The following is a 16,287-nucleotide window of genomic DNA, read 5'->3' on the forward strand; positions in this document are numbered from 1 at the left end:
CTCATCCGCAAGATCGGGCCAGGCATCTACACCGCCCAGCCAAATCCCTCAGTGCCCTTGCCAGCGGCCCAAAAGCCTTAACTACCTGGCCTTGGGGCCTCCCCCCGATGTGTGGACACCTTGAAGTGCCAGATCATGGAGATCTGGGGACAAAGGAGTTCCTCGTGGCCATGAAGGCCTATTCGGCCGAGTTCAAAGCCGATGCCGTCAGAAGTTCCGGCGGATACAACGCCTCATCGCCGAGATCGTCGGCCCCGGCGGCCTGGTGGTGTTCCCCGTCACTCTAGATGGTGATCTAGGAAGCCTCTGAGTCATTCAAGATGGGGACGGACCACAGAGATGTCGGCGTGGTGGGGATGAGTGGTCGGTGTGCTGGGGTTTCGCCCCCGCGATGTGACGATGCGGAATCGATCGTGTCGTTTGTGCTGATCGTCCGGCTGGGCGCGAGTCAGCGTGACCATGTTCGTGAAAGGCCACGACCCTCCCGCTTTCGATTGGCGCCGAGACCGGGAGGGCCGTGGGTGGCAGTGCCGGAGGCACTACGTGGTCACGGTAGAGGTCGATGCGGCCTGCGTCGAGCGCAGGCTGAATTGCCCCCGATGCGGCGGTGATCTGGCCCGATGGGGATACGGGCGATCGCGCCGGTTGCGCGGGCCCGATGGCGAGGTGGAGATCCTGCCGCTGCGGTCACGGTGTTCACGCTGCGAGCGCACCCACATGCTGCTGCCGGTCGGCGTCCTGGCGCGGCGGGCCGACACCGCCGAGGAGATCGGCGCGGCGGTAGAGGCGGCCGCGGGCGGGCAGGGACATCGCCGGATCGCCCGGGAGCTGGGGCGACCACCGGAGACGGTGCGGGGCTGGTTGCGCCGGTTCGGCGCGCGGGCCGAGCGCGTGCGCGCGGCCTTCACCACGCTGCTGGTGGCGCTGGCCGACGACCCGGACGGGCTGCCTGCGCCGGCCGGGTCGCCGCTGGCGGATGCGTTGGCGGCACTGGTCGCGGTGGCGGCCGCGGTGACCGGGCGGTTCAGTCCGGCGTTGGTCACCGGGACGTGTTCGGGGCGGGCGTCGTTTGGTCACCACGTTGCCGGTCTGGCCGGTGGCCTGCGAAGTCTCCGGCGAGGAAGCCGGTCGGCGGGCCGCGCTGGGACATGCTGACAACGCCATCACCGAGAGCTTCTTCGCTTCGCTGGAGCGTGAACTGATCGACCGGCGAACCTTCCGCACCAGGCCGGAAGCCGAACGTGCCCTGTTCAGCTACATCGAGGGGTTCTACAACCCACGTCGCCGGCATTCCGCCCATGGCCGGCTCAGCCCTGCCGAATACGAGCGCCGACACACCCTCAAGAACATCCAAGATCTCGACTACGCTGCCGCTAAGTCGCAAGCCCTGATGTGTCTACTGAACTGGGGCAACTCCACACCTTCGCCCTTGATCGAGTTGTTCTGAACTCGTTCTGGCATGGCCAGCGGCAACAATAGGAACATGGAGGGTTTATCGACCAGAGCTGTCCTGGGGCGTGCAACCCTCATCGGGTTGATGACGGGCATCATCCCCACCGCGGCCATCATCTGGATGGACATGCAGGGGGAAGAGCTCGACGGGACTGTTCTCCCGCCGGCCATGTTCCTCCTGGCGATAATCCTGGGCACAGTGGGCGCGCGGCTGGCCGGGCTGCCGCTCTGGGGCATGGTCGGTCTTGTCGGGGGCTCTGCGACTTGGTTGCTCATTGGTGCCCTCGCGGTGCTGGTGCCGGTGCCGGAGTCGGAGCTGCTCGGCCCTCTACCGGCCCTTGTCGCCCCTGTCTACGTGGTCGGTGGTGTGGTCGGCTTCGCTCTGTCGGCGTGGTCGTTCATGTTGCCCGTGCGCTGGTGGGCGGTAGCCCTGGCTGTAGTCGTGCCCCTCGGATCTTGGGGCGCGGCGCAGTACAAGCCGCAGATCCTGGCCTGGTTGGCAGTCCGCAGCTTTGAGAGGTCCGGCGTGCCGTTGATCGCTCCAGCGATCCAGGGTTACCGGCTGGTCCACGTGGATCTCAATGCCGCCGGGCAGCGGGAGCCGGAACCGTCCACCTGGCTGGAGTACTGGCGGGACGCCACGCCGGATCGGGGATTCTCCGAGATCCAGGTCACGGTCTGGCCCGCCGCGGCTGGAAACCCGCGGGATTCCTGCTTGGCGGTCACCGAGAACTTTGACGTTCCGCTGCGGTGCAAATCGCTCCCGGGAGACCGATGGGTCCGGACCGGTGCCGGGTCCTCCTGGGTCACTGTCTTCGCCAGGTCGGGCGATGCGCTGGTCATGCTCAACGGTTCGGGTATCGCTGAGGCTGACCTGGTGGCAGCGCTGTCCACTTTCCGTCCCATCTCGGCTTACGAGCTTGCCATGGTCACGTGACCAGCAGGAGTACGGCGGCGCCTGGCCCGGCATTGCGCCTTCACCGCGGCAGCGATGTGCCGGGGCGCGCTGGGCGGAACACGATCAGGCTCATCCTCCCTTGCAGGAGGACTCGCAGCCGTCGGACAGAGTTGGCGATCCCCGCCAACTGAAGGGCTCAGTCACACAAGACGCGTTCGACGGGCGCCGAGGCCACGCTCATGCGGCGTCTGCGATTGTCCTCTTGGATGACCGTCGAGGAGAGCGCAAGGGGGGAGCGAGGTCCTCTGGCCGGCCGTGTTCCGCCGCTGACCGATATGAGTTGGCGGCGGGGATCGGGTTCGCTGTGACGCGGGAGCTGCTGGCCGAGATGGGTCTCGGGCAGGCCGATGTAGCGGCTGGTGCGGATTCCTGATCTGCACTGCCTGGGAGATGGTTCCTTCCACGCCCGCCCTGACCCCGTAGCCAGCCTTGAACTCCTCGGTGTCCTGTTCTCGTCGCCGTGCGTCCTGTGCTTCTTGGAGGAGACGAGCCAGAAGCTGGAGGCCACGACCCCAGCGGGGACCGGTGTACGGGTGCACGCCTGGCGCAGGGGACATGGCTCACAACCGGTGCGACGGAAGAAGACCTGGACGATGGGCACGCCCCGGACGTTATGCCGCTGGGCGGACCACACGGCGCTGGTGTGTCCTTGCGGACAGGTGACGCGGCGGGCGTCCCAGTCGATGGTGAAGGCATCCTGCGCGACTTCGGGCGTCTGCCGACGCTGCCGGGAGACATCGATGCGGACCGCCCTTACCAGGTTCAACCCGTACTCGGTCCGACCCTGAGCCAGAAGGGTCGCCGAGGTGTAGCCATGGTCCACCAGGTGCTCGTCGGGCAGCAGGCGGCGCTGTTGCAGAGCCTGGTGAATGGGCGCCGTCATCTCGGTGTCGGTCACCGTCGCCGCGGTGGTGGCGACATTGGTGATCATGTGCGGTGCGTCGGGTTCGCCTGTTTCCGAGAAGTGGACCTTGTAGCCGGTCCAGCCCGTGCCGCGTTTGATGCTGTGGCGGGCCTGCACGTCATACGGCGTCACCAGGCGTATGGCGCCTGGCGAAAGGTCCTTGCCCTCCCGCCAGCGCACCCCCTTGTCATCGCGGTGGCATTGCTTGATCCACATCCTGCGCAGCGCCGGCCCACCACGGCGCGGGAACGCGGCGGCGAACTGCTCATCACGAAATAGCGGACCAGCTCATCGCGGACCCGCATGGCCAGGCAGCCCTTGGGGAACGCCGCCCGCGCGATCCGGGCAGTCTGCTCAGGAACCTGACGCGCAAGTTGCGGACGCAGAGACATGGCAGATCTCCTACGCTGAAGGAGGTCACCCTGTCGCAAAGGCATTGACCCTGACCCTGGGTCAACCTCTCAGCATGGTCGGCATGACTACGAGAACCAACGCGGCCGAGGTCGTCGCCGGACCGGGCAAGCCGTACGGCGACAACGCGGCAGACCAGACATCTCGCCAACGGACGACCACCGACATACCGACCGACCACGATGAGGCGCGAGGTGAAACGACTGTGCGGGGCTTCACGGTCCACCACGACGGCGTCACGATCCCGGTGTCTCGCGGCGGCCGCGGGCGACCGCTGGTCCTGTGCCCTGGGCTGAACTCGACGCAGGCCGACCTGTACGAGCTGACCGGGCTGCTGCGGCGCGACCACGACGTGGTGACCTTCGACCTCAGAGGCCACGGTCTCGCCTCGGCCGCCGACCGGTACTCCTTCGAGGCGTTCCTCAGCGATCTCGTCGCCGTACTGACGGAGCTGGGACGCCTCGGCCTGCCCTCGCCGCCCGTGCTCGTGGGCTACTCGCTGGGCGCGGACCTGGCCGTGCACTATGCCTCCGAGCGTCCTGACGACGTCGCCGGGCTGGTGCTCATCGACGGGGCGAACCCCTTGCCCGAACCTTTCATCACCGATGCTGACCTGGCGGATTTCCGCGCGATGGCAGACGATCTGGCGACACGGCAGGAGGCCGTGCGGGGGACCGAGCGTCAGGTGTTGCTCACCGCACGGGAGATCCACGAGCTGAACCTCGAGATCGACGTGGTCCGGTCCGGAATCCTCGACCGGTACCGGAAGATCGACCGGCCCATCAGCATGATCATGTCGAGCTCGATCGCCGGAGACAGCGGCGAAGGGCGCGCACCGCGGCACAACCGGCTCTGGCGGGCCGGTATCGAGCGGCTCGTCCGAGAGCGGCCGCACGTCGCCACATCCTGGCTCGACGCCGATCACCGGCTCGTCTTCACCCATGCCCCGCAGATCGCCCAGATCATCCGGAGTGCGCACGGCCCGGCGACTTCTGAACGGCTCCGGGGAGACTGGCGCCGTACGCCGGGGTGATCGTGCGCGCGGTGCGGCACCAGCCGGAGCGGGACCACTCCGGTAGCGGCGATGCGACGCCGACGTCGAGCTGATCAAAGGCCCGGACGTTCGCCGGGGCCGGGGGTTCCGCTCGCGCGGGTGCGGGAGTTGCTGCAGGCGGACGAGGAGGAGCACTGCGGTGTGGTGTTCCCGGCGTTGGCGGTAACGGCGGCGGAGTCCTGTGGGGGAGAGGGCCCCGGCGCCTCCCGAACCCGTCACCGCTCCGGGCCATGACCGCTAAGGTGTGGGTGATCTTCGGACAGACGTACCTGGGGGCTGGGAGAGCGACCACGATGACACGGTTGAGACGGTGGCGGGAGTCCCCTGCGTTCTGGCGCGTGCTGACTCTCATCCTGGCAGGGATCCCGCAGTTGCTCAGCACGGAATATCCCTTCGTCGGCGAGGAGGGCGACCGTATGTATGCAGACGCCGAAGCGATAACAGTGGTTGCCACCACCCACCTTCCGCTTGCCCCGCGGTTGCTCGAATACGCCCTGAACTCTGGCCTGGTCCTTCTGCTGGCCGCCATCGTGTTCGTGCTGCCCCGAGGCCACCGCCGGCGCATCACACCCTGGACAGCGGGAGCTCTCGCACTTTTCGGGCTGATCCTCGGATATGCCGGGATGTCAGCACTGGAGAGCAGCGACAACCTGTCGATGGGATACCTGCTGCTTCTGTCCCCGTTCTACCTGCTGGCCGCGGTCACCCTTGTCATCGGCGAGCGACAGACCGTCTCCATGCAGGCCGAGGGCGATCAGCCGTAGCAGATCGACGCTGACGGCCCAGCACCTCCGGTGTGCTTGCGCAGGGGACCACCATCCGCCCGATCACCGGGCGCGAAGAACTCAACGTCTTCTCCCGCCTGCCCTACGTCCTCAACGAGGAACTGGCGGACGACCTCGCGGCCGGCCGCCGCTGACCGGAATGGATGTGGGTGGCCCTCCGCGGCGACCACCTGCTGGCCAGGGCCGCCTGGTGGGGCCGGGCGGGAGAGGACACACCATTCCTCCTGGACATTTTCGACATCGACGACAACGGGGTGGACATCGGCGTACGGCTGCTGCAGACCGCCATGGCGGAAGTTGTCCCAGCAGGCGCCCGTCCGCCCGGGTGCATCCGCATGGTCCCACCCGATTGGCGCGAGGCCGGAACGACCAGGCGCGCCGTCGAGGACCGCATGCTCGCCCTGGAACGGACCGGCGCCCGCGTGCTCGTCGAACGGCTGCGTATGGAGTGGCGTCCCGGGACGCCGATCTCAGAGCCCAGCGGGCGCCTGGCGTTCCGGCCGGTCCGCGACACCGAGGAGATCCTCGACCTGATGACCCTGGTCCTGGACGGCACGCTGGACGCGCACAGCAACGACGACCTGACCCGGATGTCCCCCCGCGAAGCGGCGGTCAGACACTATGAGGACGAGCTTGCGCACTACCGGAGCCCGCGGGACTGGTGGAGGGTCGCGACGCTGCCGGACGGCGAGCCGGTGGGGTTCGTCACGCCGGCCCGCAACGACTACAACCCCGTCATCGGCTACCTCGCCGTACTGCCCGCACATCGGGGCAACGGCTACATCGACGACATCCTTGCCGAAGGCACCCGTATCCTCAGCGCGCAGGACGTCCCGCGCGTCCGGGCGGCCACGGATCTCGGCAACACTCCCATGGCGAACGCCTTCCGACGCGCCGGATACGCCAACTTCGAACGCACGATCAACATGACCTGGGACTGACATTGACGGCCTGTGGCTGATCGGGAGGGGAACCGCCCCGAGATGGCCAAGGCCCTGATCGCTCATCGCACGTACCCGCCGACGGCGGTCAGAGCCGCGCGGCAGTGGCCGAGCAACGTCTCGTCCTCGGTGACCTGAGCGGTGCTGTAGCCGTCCTCGCGCGCGTTGTGCCGGCGTGCGCGGCCCAGTTCGGCGGTCAGCAGCGGGACGGAGTCCGCTGCGACCGGGCCCAACTCGGCCCAGAGCGCGGCGACCCTGGGCCGGGTGTGGACGTTCGCCGTCCACACCCGTTCCAGTACCGGCAGCGCGGGGGCCGGGTCGCCAGTGATCCGCCACAGCGCGTGGGCGGCCGAGAGGACGAGCCAGCCGTGCGGGTCCTTGCGGCGGGCCAATCGCCGCAGCCGCGCGCTCTGGGACTTCGTGGCCTGACCCAGCTCGGCCAGGAGGTCGGCCGCCTCGCGCCAGGCGTACGTGCTGTCGTCGTCGAGACACCGGTCTGCGACCGCAAGGGCCGCGTCGGCGGAGCCGGTGACCTGCCACAAGGCCCGGGCCGCCGGCACCGCGAGCCGGTGGTCCGCCGCGGCGGCGGCCTGGCGGAGGACCGGCAGGCATTCCCCGGCATCGGGATCGATCGCCGCGAGTGCCACGAGCACGGCCGGGGTGACGGGGCCGCCGAGCAGGTCGGGCAGGGCTTCGGTGGCGGCCGGGCCGATCGCGGCGAGCGCGCGGGCGACGCTGTCGCGACGGTGGTCGTGCGGGTCGTCGGCGGGCAGGTCGCGCAGGCGGCGCAGCAGCAGCGGCATCAGGGGCACCGCGCGTGGCCCGAACCTGATCACACACGAGCCGGGGTCGTTCGGCATCGGCTCGCGATCGAGCGCCCAGGCCAGCATCGGCAACGCACGCGGGTCACCCGTCCCGCTGAGAGCCCGCAGCGCCGGCGAGACGGTCGGCAGCCCGTGCGACCACTCGATCACCCACGGCAGGTGCGCGTCCGCCTCGGTGTGCGAGGCCCGCCGGGTCGTGGACTCCAGCGCCGCCGCCAAGGCGTCCGCGGCGGGCGCGGTCAGCTCGCCCAGATGCTCCAGTACGCCGACCGCCCGAGGCCGCGTGCGCGGGTGCCCATCGCCGATCCGCTCGCCGACCAGACCGATCAGCTCACGGTAGTCGCCGCGCCAGTCGTCGACGAGATTGCCCGCAGCTGTCAGGGCGTCCAGGTGACGCTCCCAGTCCCGGGATCGCAGCAGGCCCGCCAGCAGGCGCACCCGGTCGTCCACGCGGTCGCCGAAGGACGCGCTCAGGTCACGCACGAGTGCGGCTGCTCCGGGGGCCCGCCGGCCTTCGTCGTCCTGTTCGCGTAACCGGCGTACGGCACCGATGAGGGTACCGGTCTCGAACCCGGCGGGCGCGGTGACCGCCGTACCCGATCCGTAGACGGCCGCGAGCATCTCCAGCGCGTCGTCGACCTCGGCCACCGGCGGCTCGTCCGGCGCGCCGGGCAGCGAGGCGAGCTCGGCCAGGGCCACCAGCCGGAGCTGCAGGTCAGGCTCCGCCGCGACGATCCCCGCCAGCCAATCGCGCAGCGCGGGGTCGACGCCTTCCTCGCACCGCGCCAGTGTGCCGGCCGTACGCACGATCGCGCGCCGCACATGCTCGTCGGTCTCGTCCGCCAGGCGTCCGGCCAGGCGCGCCAGCGCCTCCGGCCGCCGGCGCGTGCAGGCGGGCAGCACCTCGAGCGCCCCCTCGCGCACCCGCGGGTCCGCGTCCGCCAGCAGCCGCTCCCACAGCGGGTACGCCGCCGCGACCGCCTCGTTCGCCTTCCGGTACGGCCCGGACAGCTCGGTGGGATCCTCGGCCGAACCCATACTGGCCAGCAGCTCCACGACGCCGGGACGGCCGGGGAGCTCCGGGCGTTCGGCGATGCGCAACAGGAACGGGATCGCCGCGATCGTGCACGGATAGACGTCGCCCTGGTGGTGCACCGCGCCGTACATGCCGTCGAGCGCGCTCTCGCGGACGGCGGGATCGGAGTCGATCAGGTCACGCAGCAGGCCCGGGACCTCGGCGGCGGACCCATAGGCGTGGCGCATGCGCCCCCAGCGAATCTCGTCCAGGCCGGCGAACAGGTCCTCCTCGACTGTCATGGGCAGACATCTTGCCAAAAGGTACGGGCGCGAGCCCGGCCCGGCCGGGCACGCTCGGGTCGGCCACCGCCGCCAACATGGGGCGCGCCGTCTCCAGCTCCTTCCAGGCGGACGAGGTCGCTGCGTGTGTTGCCTTTATCACAGCGTGCGGCCGACAAATCGTATTGAACGATACTGTCTCACTTGATACCGTAATGAATATAGACGCACTGAGTAAACGGGGAGGTAACGATCATGGATGTCTATGAGGCAGTCACGAGCCGACGGGCGGTGCGCGGATTCACCGATCAGCCTGTCCCGATCGAGGTGCTGGAGCGTGTGCTGTCGGCAGCGGCCTGGGCGCCGTCCGGGTCGAACCTCCAGCCGTGGCACGTCTACGTGGTGACGGGCGAGCCGCTGGCCGAGATCAAGAAGTGTGCCGCCGAGCGCCTGGCCGCGGGTGACCCCTGGGACGAGCGGGAGTACGAGATGTACCCGCCCGCGCTGAAGTCCCCGTACCACGAGCGTCGATCCGACTTCGGCCGGGAGCGCTACGGCGCGCTCGGAATCGCGCGTGAGGACTGGGAGGCGCGGCAGAGGGCCGCGGCCGAGAACTGGGACTGCTTCGGCGCGCCCGCCGCCCTGTTCTGCTACATCGACCGCGACTTGGGGCCGCCCCAATGGGCCGACGTCGGCATGTATCTGCAGACCGTCATGCTGTTGCTGCGCGCCGAAGGGCTGCACAGCTGCCCGCAGATGGCGTGGTCGGTGTACCGCAAGACCGTCGCGGAGGTCCTGCACCCTCCGGACGAGCTCGTCCTCTTCTGCGGCATGTCCATCGGGTTCGAGGACGTCACGGTGGACCACGTCCGCACGGGCCGCGCGCCGCTCGATGAGACGGTCACGTTCGTCGAGGGTTCCGGTCCTGCGATCGCATGCGGTGTGACCGGGTCCCGCTCTCGATCCACCGAGCACTGCGCACAAGCTGCTCCCGCACGCCGCCGCAGGCGATCCACGCGTACGAGCACACCCGCTCCGGCGGGCCGCACTTGACCCTTGCGGCGGACGTCGCCGCCTTCGTGCAGCTGACGACGCTCAGCTGACTTCTTCCGGCTCCGGCCTCCTCGCAGGAGCCACATCAGATCACGTGGAGAGACATGACCAGCCAGTTCCGCCTCGGCGGCGACCTGACGATCGACCGGCTCGGCTTCGGCGCCATGCGCCTGCCCCAGGCCGGCCCGGGCGGGCCCGCCCGCGACCCGGAGACCGGCCGCGCCGTCCTGCGCCGTGCCGTCGAGCTCGGTGTCGACCACATCGACACCGCCGACTTCTACCGAAGCCAGGACGGCTCCGTACGCGCCAACACGCTGATCCGCGAAGCCCTGTCCCCGTACCCGGACAACCTGGTCATCGCCACCAAGGTCGGCCCGATCTTCGGTCCCGGCGGTCCCCGCCAGGGCGGCGCCGCCGATCTCCGGCCGCAGGTCGAAGCCAACCTCGAGAGCCTGGGCCTGGACCGCCTCGACCTGGTCTACCTGCGCATCGGCACGATGGAGCCCCCGCACGGCGAGTCGCTCGCCGAACGCTTCGAGGCGCTCGCCGCGCTGCGCGAGGAGGGCCTGATCCGCCACCTGGGCCTCAGCAACGTCGACGCCGGCCATCTCGCCGAGGCCCGCGCGATCGCCCCTGTCGCGGCCGTCCAGAACGACTTCCACATCGCCAACCGTGACGAGACGGCCGTCCTGGACGCCTGCGCGCAGGCCGGCATCGCCTTCGTCCCCTTCTTCCCCCTCGGCGGCGGCAGGGCCGACATCGACAACCCCGCCCTGGTCAAGGTCGCCGAACGGCACGGCGCCACCGCCCACCAGATCGCCCTGGCCTGGCTGCTGGCCCTGTCCCCGGTCGCCCTGGCCATCCCGGGCACCGGCTCCGCGGCCCACCTGGAGGAGAACCTGGCCGCCCGGCCGATCGCCCTCACCGAGGAGGACCTCGCCGACCTCGCCTGATCATCCCGGCCCAGGCCGGCCGATCTTGGTAGGGAAACGAATCCGCGAAAGCGCCGCAGTGAGAGAGGACGGACCATGAAGGTTACATATCGCCGGAGGCCGGCCTCCACGGCCCTCGACGGCGCCGGCGGCGACGAGCGGGCGCGCCGCCCGGACGAGGGCCTGAGGGCGGCAGGCCTGCGCGCCCTGCCCCGTCCCGTGGCGGTCGCGGTAGGGGGCGGGGGAGTGCTCGGGGCCGCGCAGGTCGGTGTCGGGTACGCGTTGGAGCAGCGAGGATTCGTCCCGGACCTGATCGTCGGAACATCGGTGGGCGCCCTCAACGGAGCGATCGCGGCCGCCCACCCCGGCAAGGCCGCACCATGGCTGGATCTCACCTGGACCCACGCGCGTCGCCGTGAGGTGTTCCCGCTCGGCCACCTGTCCTCGCGGGCCAGTGTCTGCGCCGATCGCGGCCTGCGCAGACTGATCGCCCGGGCCGGGCTGCCGTCGCGGATCGAACACCTGGAGATCCCTTTCACCGCGGTGGCCATGGATCTGGCCACCGGCGCTCAGGTGCTGCTCGACCACGGAGACCTCGAGTCCGCGTTGCTGGCCAGCGCGGCCATTCCGGGGATCCTGCCTCCGGTGGAGCGGGAAGGCCGGACGCTCGTCGACGGCGGAGTGATCGCCTTTGTCCCCGTACGGGCGGCTCTACAGGCAGGGGCGGCCAGCGTGGTGGTGCTGTCGACCGGGCAGACGAGCTCGCCGCCGCGCCCAGCCGGCCCGCCCCGGTGGGCCGGCGCGGTTGCCGCCAGGGCCGGGCTGCTGCTGTTGCAGCATCAGATCGAGCGCGACCTGGACGAGGTGTCCGAACGGATCCCGACCGTCGTGCTGCCGACCGGCATCGAGAGCTGGCCCGCCCCGTGGGACTTCCGCCATTCGCGGCAGCTGATCAATGCTGCCGCCCTCGCGGCGGGTCACTTTCTCGACGGGCTGCGCATCAGCGGGCCGGGCTTGTACCGGGTCGCGGGACCGGCCATCCCGGGCAAGGTACGGGAGGCCGGCCGATGAGCACTGTCGCGTTCCTCAACATCGCCATGCACGGGCACGTCAACCCGACGCTGCCGATCGTGGCCGAGCTCGTCCGCCGCGGCCACTCGGTCACGTATCACACCTCGCCCGCGTTCTCGGAGGAGGTCGAGGCCACCGGTGCGACCGCGTGCCTCTACCCCGGCGGCGACCAGCCACTTCCCGACCCGCCGGTGCCGCTCACGATGCTGGACGGACTCGCCCGCACCGCCGTCGCGCTGCTGCCCGCCGTGCTTTCCGATCTGCGTCGTATCCGGCCTGACCTGATCGTCCACGGCTCGGCCTGCCCCTGGGGCGCGGTGGCCGCCCGGGAGCTCGGGGTGCCGGCGGCCGCGACGTTCACCACGTTCGCGTTCAACCGGTACGCGCCGAGTCCCACCCGCCTCTCGTGGGATCTGCTGGCCGCGGCGACGGCCCGGCCCCGCAACGCCCGGAGTTACCTGCGGTCGCGGTGGGAACTGTCCCGCAACTACGACACCCGCGGTTTGCCCCTGCTCGACCTGGCGAACGTACATGAGCCGCTCAACCTGGTCTTCACCTCGCGGGCGTTCCAGCTAGGCGTCGACGCCTTCGACCGGTCCTACCGGTTCGTCGGCCCGAGCCTCGGCGCCCGGCCGCCCGACCCGTCCTTCCCCGCCGATCGCCTGCAGGGCCCGGTGCTGTACGCCTCGCTGGGCACGGTGGTCGACGCCGACCCGCAGCTGTTGCGCAACTTCGCCACGGCGCTCGCACCGCTGGGCGGCACGGTCGTCATCTCCACCGGACGGACTGATCCGGCCGCGCTGGGCCCGCTGCCGGCCAACGTGCTCGCCCGCCGCTTCGTACCGCAACTTCAGGTGCTGGACCGCGCCGCGCTGTTCGTCACCCACGGCGGGATGAACAGCGTCAACGAGGCCATGCACGCCGGCGTCCCGATGCTGGTGGTCCCGCACGGCGCCGATCAGCCGCTGGTGGCCAGGCGGGTCGTCGAGCTCGGCGCCGGGCTCTCGATCCGGGCCCGGGACGCGGAGGCGGGACCCGTGAACGCCCTCGCCCGACGACTGCTCGACGAACCCCGCTTCCGGGCCGCGGCGGCCACCTTGCAGGCCGCCCAGCACGAGGCCGGCGGTTACCCGCGGGCCGCCGACGAGCTCGAGCGCTACCAGCACCAGGCCGGCCGTGTCGGCCGACCGGCCCTGGCGGATTCGCGGCGGGAGCGCTGACCGATGTCATCCCTCGTCGTCGCCCTGCTGCTGCTCGCCGGTCTGTCCGAGTCCGCCGGACGGATCCTGCCCCTGATCGCCCGCCATCCCAACGTGTCGCGATCCCATGCGATCCTGCTACTCCTGACCGGCGCCGTGGTCGAGGGCGCGGTGTTCACGCTGTGGCCCCTGACCGCATGGACCCTTGCCGATCTCATGCCGTCCGCTCATCCGTCGAGCGCCGTGCCGGAATGGACGCCCAGTCTGGCTGCGCCGCTGGTGTTCTCCGCTGTCATCGCGTTCCCGCTGCTCGGGCCCCTGCTGCATCTGCTGCTTTTCGTGGGGGTCGGGGCCGGCCTCGTCGCGCCGCTCGCCGCGGCGACGGGGCTGGGCTGGTGGCTTGCGGCGAGCTGCGTGACCATCGCCGGAGCCGCGCTCGCCACCGCCGTCGAAGGTGTCCGGCGCCTGGTTGTCAAGATCAGCGCCATCAGCCGGCGGGAGCTGCTCGCATGACCGATCTCCCGCTCCTCGTCCTGGCGCTCGGGCCGGTCCTGCTCGCGGAGGCTCTGCTCGCCCGTTACGAGGTGCTGGTCTACACCGCCGGCTGGCGGACTCTCACCACCGAGCTTCCCGAGGGCATGCCGTACGCCCGGGGCGCGGACCCGGACCGCCCTCCGGCCGCGTACCTGGTCTATCTGGACGGCATCGGGAAGCGCCGATTCCGCGACACCCGCGACGGCGGCCAGCTGGTCAAGGCCCTGCTCGCCGGGGCGCCGGAGCTGCGGGTCCTCGGCCAGGTGCAGCCCTACTCCCCGCTGGCCCACCCGCTGGTCAACCGGCCTGTGTGGGAGTGGCTCCGCCACCGCATCGGGCTCCTGCTGTTCCTGCACAACGTCATGCAGATCTTCGTCGCCGCCGACCGCCGGTACCGTCCCCTGTACAACCACGCCGTGGGCACCCAGATCGCCGGCCACCTGCGCCTTGCCGGTTACCAGCCCGACAGCGGCATACCCGTGGTGCTGCTGAGCTACAGCGGCGGCGCGCAGGTCGCCACCGGAGCGGTCGAAGAGCTGTACACGCGCCTGCGTGCCCCGCTCCTGCTGATCACCATCGGTGGCTTCCACAACGGCGCCAACGACCTCACCCATGCCCATCACCTCCACCAGCTCACCAGCGAGAGCGACTGGATCGAGCGGGTCGGCATCTGGATCTTCCCCCAGCGCTGGCGGTCTTTCCGCCGCAGCGGATGGAACCGCACCGCCCGCGCGGGCAAGATCACCGTGCACCGGCTCGACCCGGCCACCCACATGGGACGGCGCAGCTACATCAGCCCGGAGGAGGAGCTGCCCGACGGCCGAACTCACCTCGACCGCACCGCCGAAACTGTGATCGCCCTCATCCGCGCCCACCGCGGCGCGCCGCGGCGGTCTCCTGTCCACGAGGCCATGCCGGGTCACCCACCTCGGCCCTCGTGACCTCGATCCCGCCCACCGGCTCGACGCGTGCCGGCGGGCGCACGCCCTCGTCGGTGAGCACTGCAAGCGGTCCGCAAGCGCGCGTAAACGGCTTCTCGAGATAGTCACTGTTCGTGAGCGTGATCGTCCTCGACCCCAGCCTCCCCGAGGGGCACCGCCGGCTGATGGCCACCCGACCGGAGCTCCTGCCGCCTACTCCCGAGCGGCCCGCCTGGGGCGGGCGGACGTCCGGTGACGTCCTGACCGCCCTGCCTCAGTCGGCGCTGTGGGGTTTCCTCCCCCTTGTCGTCGGGCTGGCCCACCGTGGCCGGATCATGCTCCTGACCGGGCTGCTGCTGCAGGCGGCCATGCTCGGCATCTGGATCCGGTACGGCTTCACGGCGTTCTTCCTTGCCGGACTGGCCGTGCAGGCAGCGGCCTTCCTCATGCTCCTGGCGCTGGCGGGCGAGTCGCCCGTGGCGGGGTACGGCCGCCGCCACCGCGGCAGGTACGTGACCGCCTCGATGCTGGAGCCGCTGGACGCCGCGCTGCTGGAGCGGACGGTGGCCGCCACCGCGACGGTCCTGCGGTCCAGGCTCGATCGGGACGGCCTGCTCGACGGCATCGCCAACCGGGTGATCCTGCCCCGCCAGGAGTGGGAGATCGCCGAGACGCTGACCGAGCTGACCCGGCTGCGGCGCGAGCAGGCGGGCGCGCGGTCGGGACGTGTCACCGAGCGCATCTCCGCCATGCTCGAATCCCAGGGGGAGGCGCTCGAAGTGGCGACCCGCGCGCTGGCCCGGCGCATCTCCTCCCTGGAGGAGTACGCGCGGCGTACCGAGGAGGCCGAGGAGGTGTACGCCGAGTGGCGGACCCTGCAGGACCTGGCGGACGACGGTGACGCCTACCGCGAGCTGCTCTCCAGGACCGTACGCGACGACCTGGCGGCCGGCGAGGTCGGCGAGCTGGCCGAACGCGCCGAGCGCCTCGAGGCGTCCCTGCGCGAGAGCGTCGAGCAGGCCCGGCTCGCCGGCCTCACCCTGATCCCCCGGGAGGGCTGACCCATGCCGCACACCTCCGACCGCATGAAGCGGCTCATGGCACCGTTCCCGAAGTGGGTCCCGCTCCTCGGCTCCGCGGTCCTCCTCGCCGAACTCGTCATCGGCATCCCCGTGGCCGTCGGCGGCGGATCCGCCCGGGAGCCACGTTCGATGCCGACGCCGGTCCCGAGCGTGACGGCCGTTCCACCGAGTCCCGCGTCCGCCGCGCCGACGCCCACCCCGACCCCCACCCTTGCGACAGCCACCCCGTCCCCGAGCGGGCTCGAGGTCACGAGGATCCAGGAGGGGAGAGTCGTCAAGCTCCGCCGCCGGCCGGGCCAGGGCTCGCCCGTGATCGGCAGGGTGACCGACCCCAAGACCGGCCTGTCGTTCGCCGAACTGGGTTCCCCGTGGCGGCCGAGCCGCCCGATCGGCGACGGCCCCATCAAGGACGGCCGCTACAACCTCCGCCAGACGCTGCTGACCGAGACCTACGGCACGGACGACGGTCGCGAGTGGTGGGCCGACATCGACTCCCAGCAGCTGTGGTCCGACCTCGACGCCGGCGACAGCCTCTACGACGCCGCCCGGGCGATGCTGGACTACAAGCAGGGCAGCGCGTTCCCCTCCGGGACGACGGGTCGTGACATCGCCTCGCAGCCGGTACGGCGTGGCTGGCTGCTCGCCCGGATGATCCAGATGCCGCCGAGCCCGGACGGCCGCAAGGCGAGGCAGGAGCTGTCGGTCGCCATCGCGGTCGACACGGGACGCCCGCGGCCCGCGGTCCTGTGGATCACGATTCCCGACACGCACCGGCGCCTGTGGCCGGACGTCGACACGCTGGTGAAGTCCCTCAAGGTCGTTCCCCGGCGCTGAGCACCGACCCAGCGCCACCCCGTCCGGGTCTCCCGGG

The 16,287-nt window shown here is 70.6% G+C and carries 16 protein-coding genes and 1 pseudogene; 15 read left to right on the top strand and 2 right to left on the bottom strand.

Going from position 1 to position 16,287, the window contains the following annotated elements; all coding sequences use genetic code 11:
• The first annotated feature begins 459 nt into the window (after window positions 1-459).
• The 3 genes and pseudogenes from ACIBI9_RS62565 (at window position 460) to ACIBI9_RS62575 (ending at window position 2,389) form a co-directional block, all read left to right on the top strand.
• Window positions 460-1,155: a DUF6431 domain-containing protein gene (locus tag ACIBI9_RS62565; RefSeq protein ID WP_397237858.1), complete on the top strand. Its 696-nt coding sequence runs from the start codon at window positions 460-462 to the stop codon at window positions 1,153-1,155.
• Window positions 1,121-1,447: pseudogene (locus tag ACIBI9_RS62570) on the top strand (IS3 family transposase); the annotation flags it as partial. The gene ACIBI9_RS62565 and the pseudogene ACIBI9_RS62570, both read left to right, overlap by 35 nt.
• 90 nt (window positions 1,448-1,537) lie before the next feature.
• Entirely contained in the window at window positions 1,538-2,389 is an 852-nt protein-coding gene (locus tag ACIBI9_RS62575; RefSeq protein ID WP_397237746.1) for a hypothetical protein, read from the top strand.
• A gap of 157 nt (window positions 2,390-2,546) precedes the next feature.
• Here the strand turns inward: ACIBI9_RS62575 and ACIBI9_RS62580 are convergent, their stop codons facing one another.
• Window positions 2,547-3,530 carry a transposase gene (locus tag ACIBI9_RS62580; RefSeq protein ID WP_397237748.1) on the bottom strand — a complete coding sequence of 328 codons (984 nt, stop codon included), beginning with the start codon at window positions 3,528-3,530 and terminating at the stop codon, window positions 2,547-2,549.
• A 259-nt stretch (window positions 3,531-3,789) separates the two neighbouring features.
• On the opposite strand from ACIBI9_RS62580, the gene ACIBI9_RS62585 reads away from it, so the two are divergent.
• The 4 genes from ACIBI9_RS62585 (at window position 3,790) to ACIBI9_RS62600 (ending at window position 6,505) form a co-directional block, all read left to right on the top strand.
• On the top strand, window positions 3,790-4,758 hold the full coding sequence (locus ACIBI9_RS62585) for an alpha/beta fold hydrolase (protein WP_397237750.1): 969 nt from the start codon (window positions 3,790-3,792) through the stop codon (window positions 4,756-4,758).
• Between the two features lie 359 nt (window positions 4,759-5,117).
• Window positions 5,118-5,543, top strand: a complete 426-nt coding sequence (locus ACIBI9_RS62590) for a hypothetical protein (protein ID WP_397237752.1) — start codon at window positions 5,118-5,120, stop codon at window positions 5,541-5,543.
• A gap of 32 nt (window positions 5,544-5,575) precedes the next feature.
• On the top strand, window positions 5,576-5,698 hold the full coding sequence (locus ACIBI9_RS62595) for a hypothetical protein (protein ID WP_397237754.1): 123 nt from the start codon (window positions 5,576-5,578) through the stop codon (window positions 5,696-5,698).
• Window positions 5,699-5,713: 15 nt separating this feature from the next.
• The gene (locus ACIBI9_RS62600) at window positions 5,714-6,505 is read left to right on the top strand and encodes a GNAT family N-acetyltransferase (RefSeq protein ID WP_397237755.1); all 792 of its coding nucleotides are present in this window, start codon (window positions 5,714-5,716) and stop codon (window positions 6,503-6,505) included.
• A gap of 62 nt (window positions 6,506-6,567) precedes the next feature.
• Here the strand turns inward: ACIBI9_RS62600 and ACIBI9_RS62605 are convergent, their stop codons facing one another.
• Window positions 6,568-8,646 (bottom strand): HEAT repeat domain-containing protein, encoded by a 2,079-nt coding sequence (locus tag ACIBI9_RS62605; protein WP_397237757.1) that lies wholly within the window; start codon window positions 8,644-8,646, stop codon window positions 6,568-6,570.
• Between the two features lie 234 nt (window positions 8,647-8,880).
• On the opposite strand from ACIBI9_RS62605, the gene ACIBI9_RS62610 reads away from it, so the two are divergent.
• The 8 genes from ACIBI9_RS62610 (at window position 8,881) to ACIBI9_RS62645 (ending at window position 16,250) form a co-directional block, all read left to right on the top strand.
• Window positions 8,881-9,678 carry a nitroreductase gene (locus tag ACIBI9_RS62610; RefSeq protein WP_397237759.1) on the top strand — a complete coding sequence of 266 codons (798 nt, stop codon included), beginning with the start codon at window positions 8,881-8,883 and terminating at the stop codon, window positions 9,676-9,678.
• A gap of 104 nt (window positions 9,679-9,782) precedes the next feature.
• The gene (locus tag ACIBI9_RS62615; RefSeq protein WP_397237761.1) at window positions 9,783-10,631 is read left to right on the top strand and encodes an aldo/keto reductase; all 849 of its coding nucleotides are present in this window, start codon (window positions 9,783-9,785) and stop codon (window positions 10,629-10,631) included.
• 75 nt (window positions 10,632-10,706) lie between these two features.
• On the top strand, window positions 10,707-11,681 hold the full coding sequence (locus ACIBI9_RS62620) for a patatin-like phospholipase family protein (protein WP_397237763.1): 975 nt from the start codon (window positions 10,707-10,709) through the stop codon (window positions 11,679-11,681).
• Window positions 11,678-12,901 carry a macrolide family glycosyltransferase gene (locus ACIBI9_RS62625; RefSeq protein WP_397237765.1) on the top strand — a complete coding sequence of 408 codons (1,224 nt, stop codon included), beginning with the start codon at window positions 11,678-11,680 and terminating at the stop codon, window positions 12,899-12,901. The genes ACIBI9_RS62620 and ACIBI9_RS62625 overlap by 4 nt, the downstream gene beginning before the upstream one ends.
• A 3-nt stretch (window positions 12,902-12,904) precedes the next feature.
• Complete coding sequence (locus tag ACIBI9_RS62630) at window positions 12,905-13,393, top strand: hypothetical protein (RefSeq protein WP_397237767.1); 489 nt, start codon at window positions 12,905-12,907, stop codon at window positions 13,391-13,393.
• Window positions 13,390-14,355: a hypothetical protein gene (locus ACIBI9_RS62635; RefSeq protein ID WP_397237769.1), complete on the top strand. Its 966-nt coding sequence runs from the start codon at window positions 13,390-13,392 to the stop codon at window positions 14,353-14,355. The genes ACIBI9_RS62630 and ACIBI9_RS62635 overlap by 4 nt, the downstream gene beginning before the upstream one ends.
• Before the next feature lie 113 nt (window positions 14,356-14,468).
• On the top strand, window positions 14,469-15,395 hold the full coding sequence (locus tag ACIBI9_RS62640) for a hypothetical protein (protein ID WP_397237771.1): 927 nt from the start codon (window positions 14,469-14,471) through the stop codon (window positions 15,393-15,395).
• A 36-nt stretch (window positions 15,396-15,431) separates the two neighbouring features.
• Window positions 15,432-16,250, top strand: coding sequence for a hypothetical protein (locus ACIBI9_RS62645; RefSeq protein ID WP_397237773.1), 819 nt, complete (start codon window positions 15,432-15,434; stop codon window positions 16,248-16,250).
• Window positions 16,251-16,287 lie beyond the last annotated feature (37 nt).

This window comes from Nonomuraea sp. NPDC050451 (genome assembly GCF_044458585.1).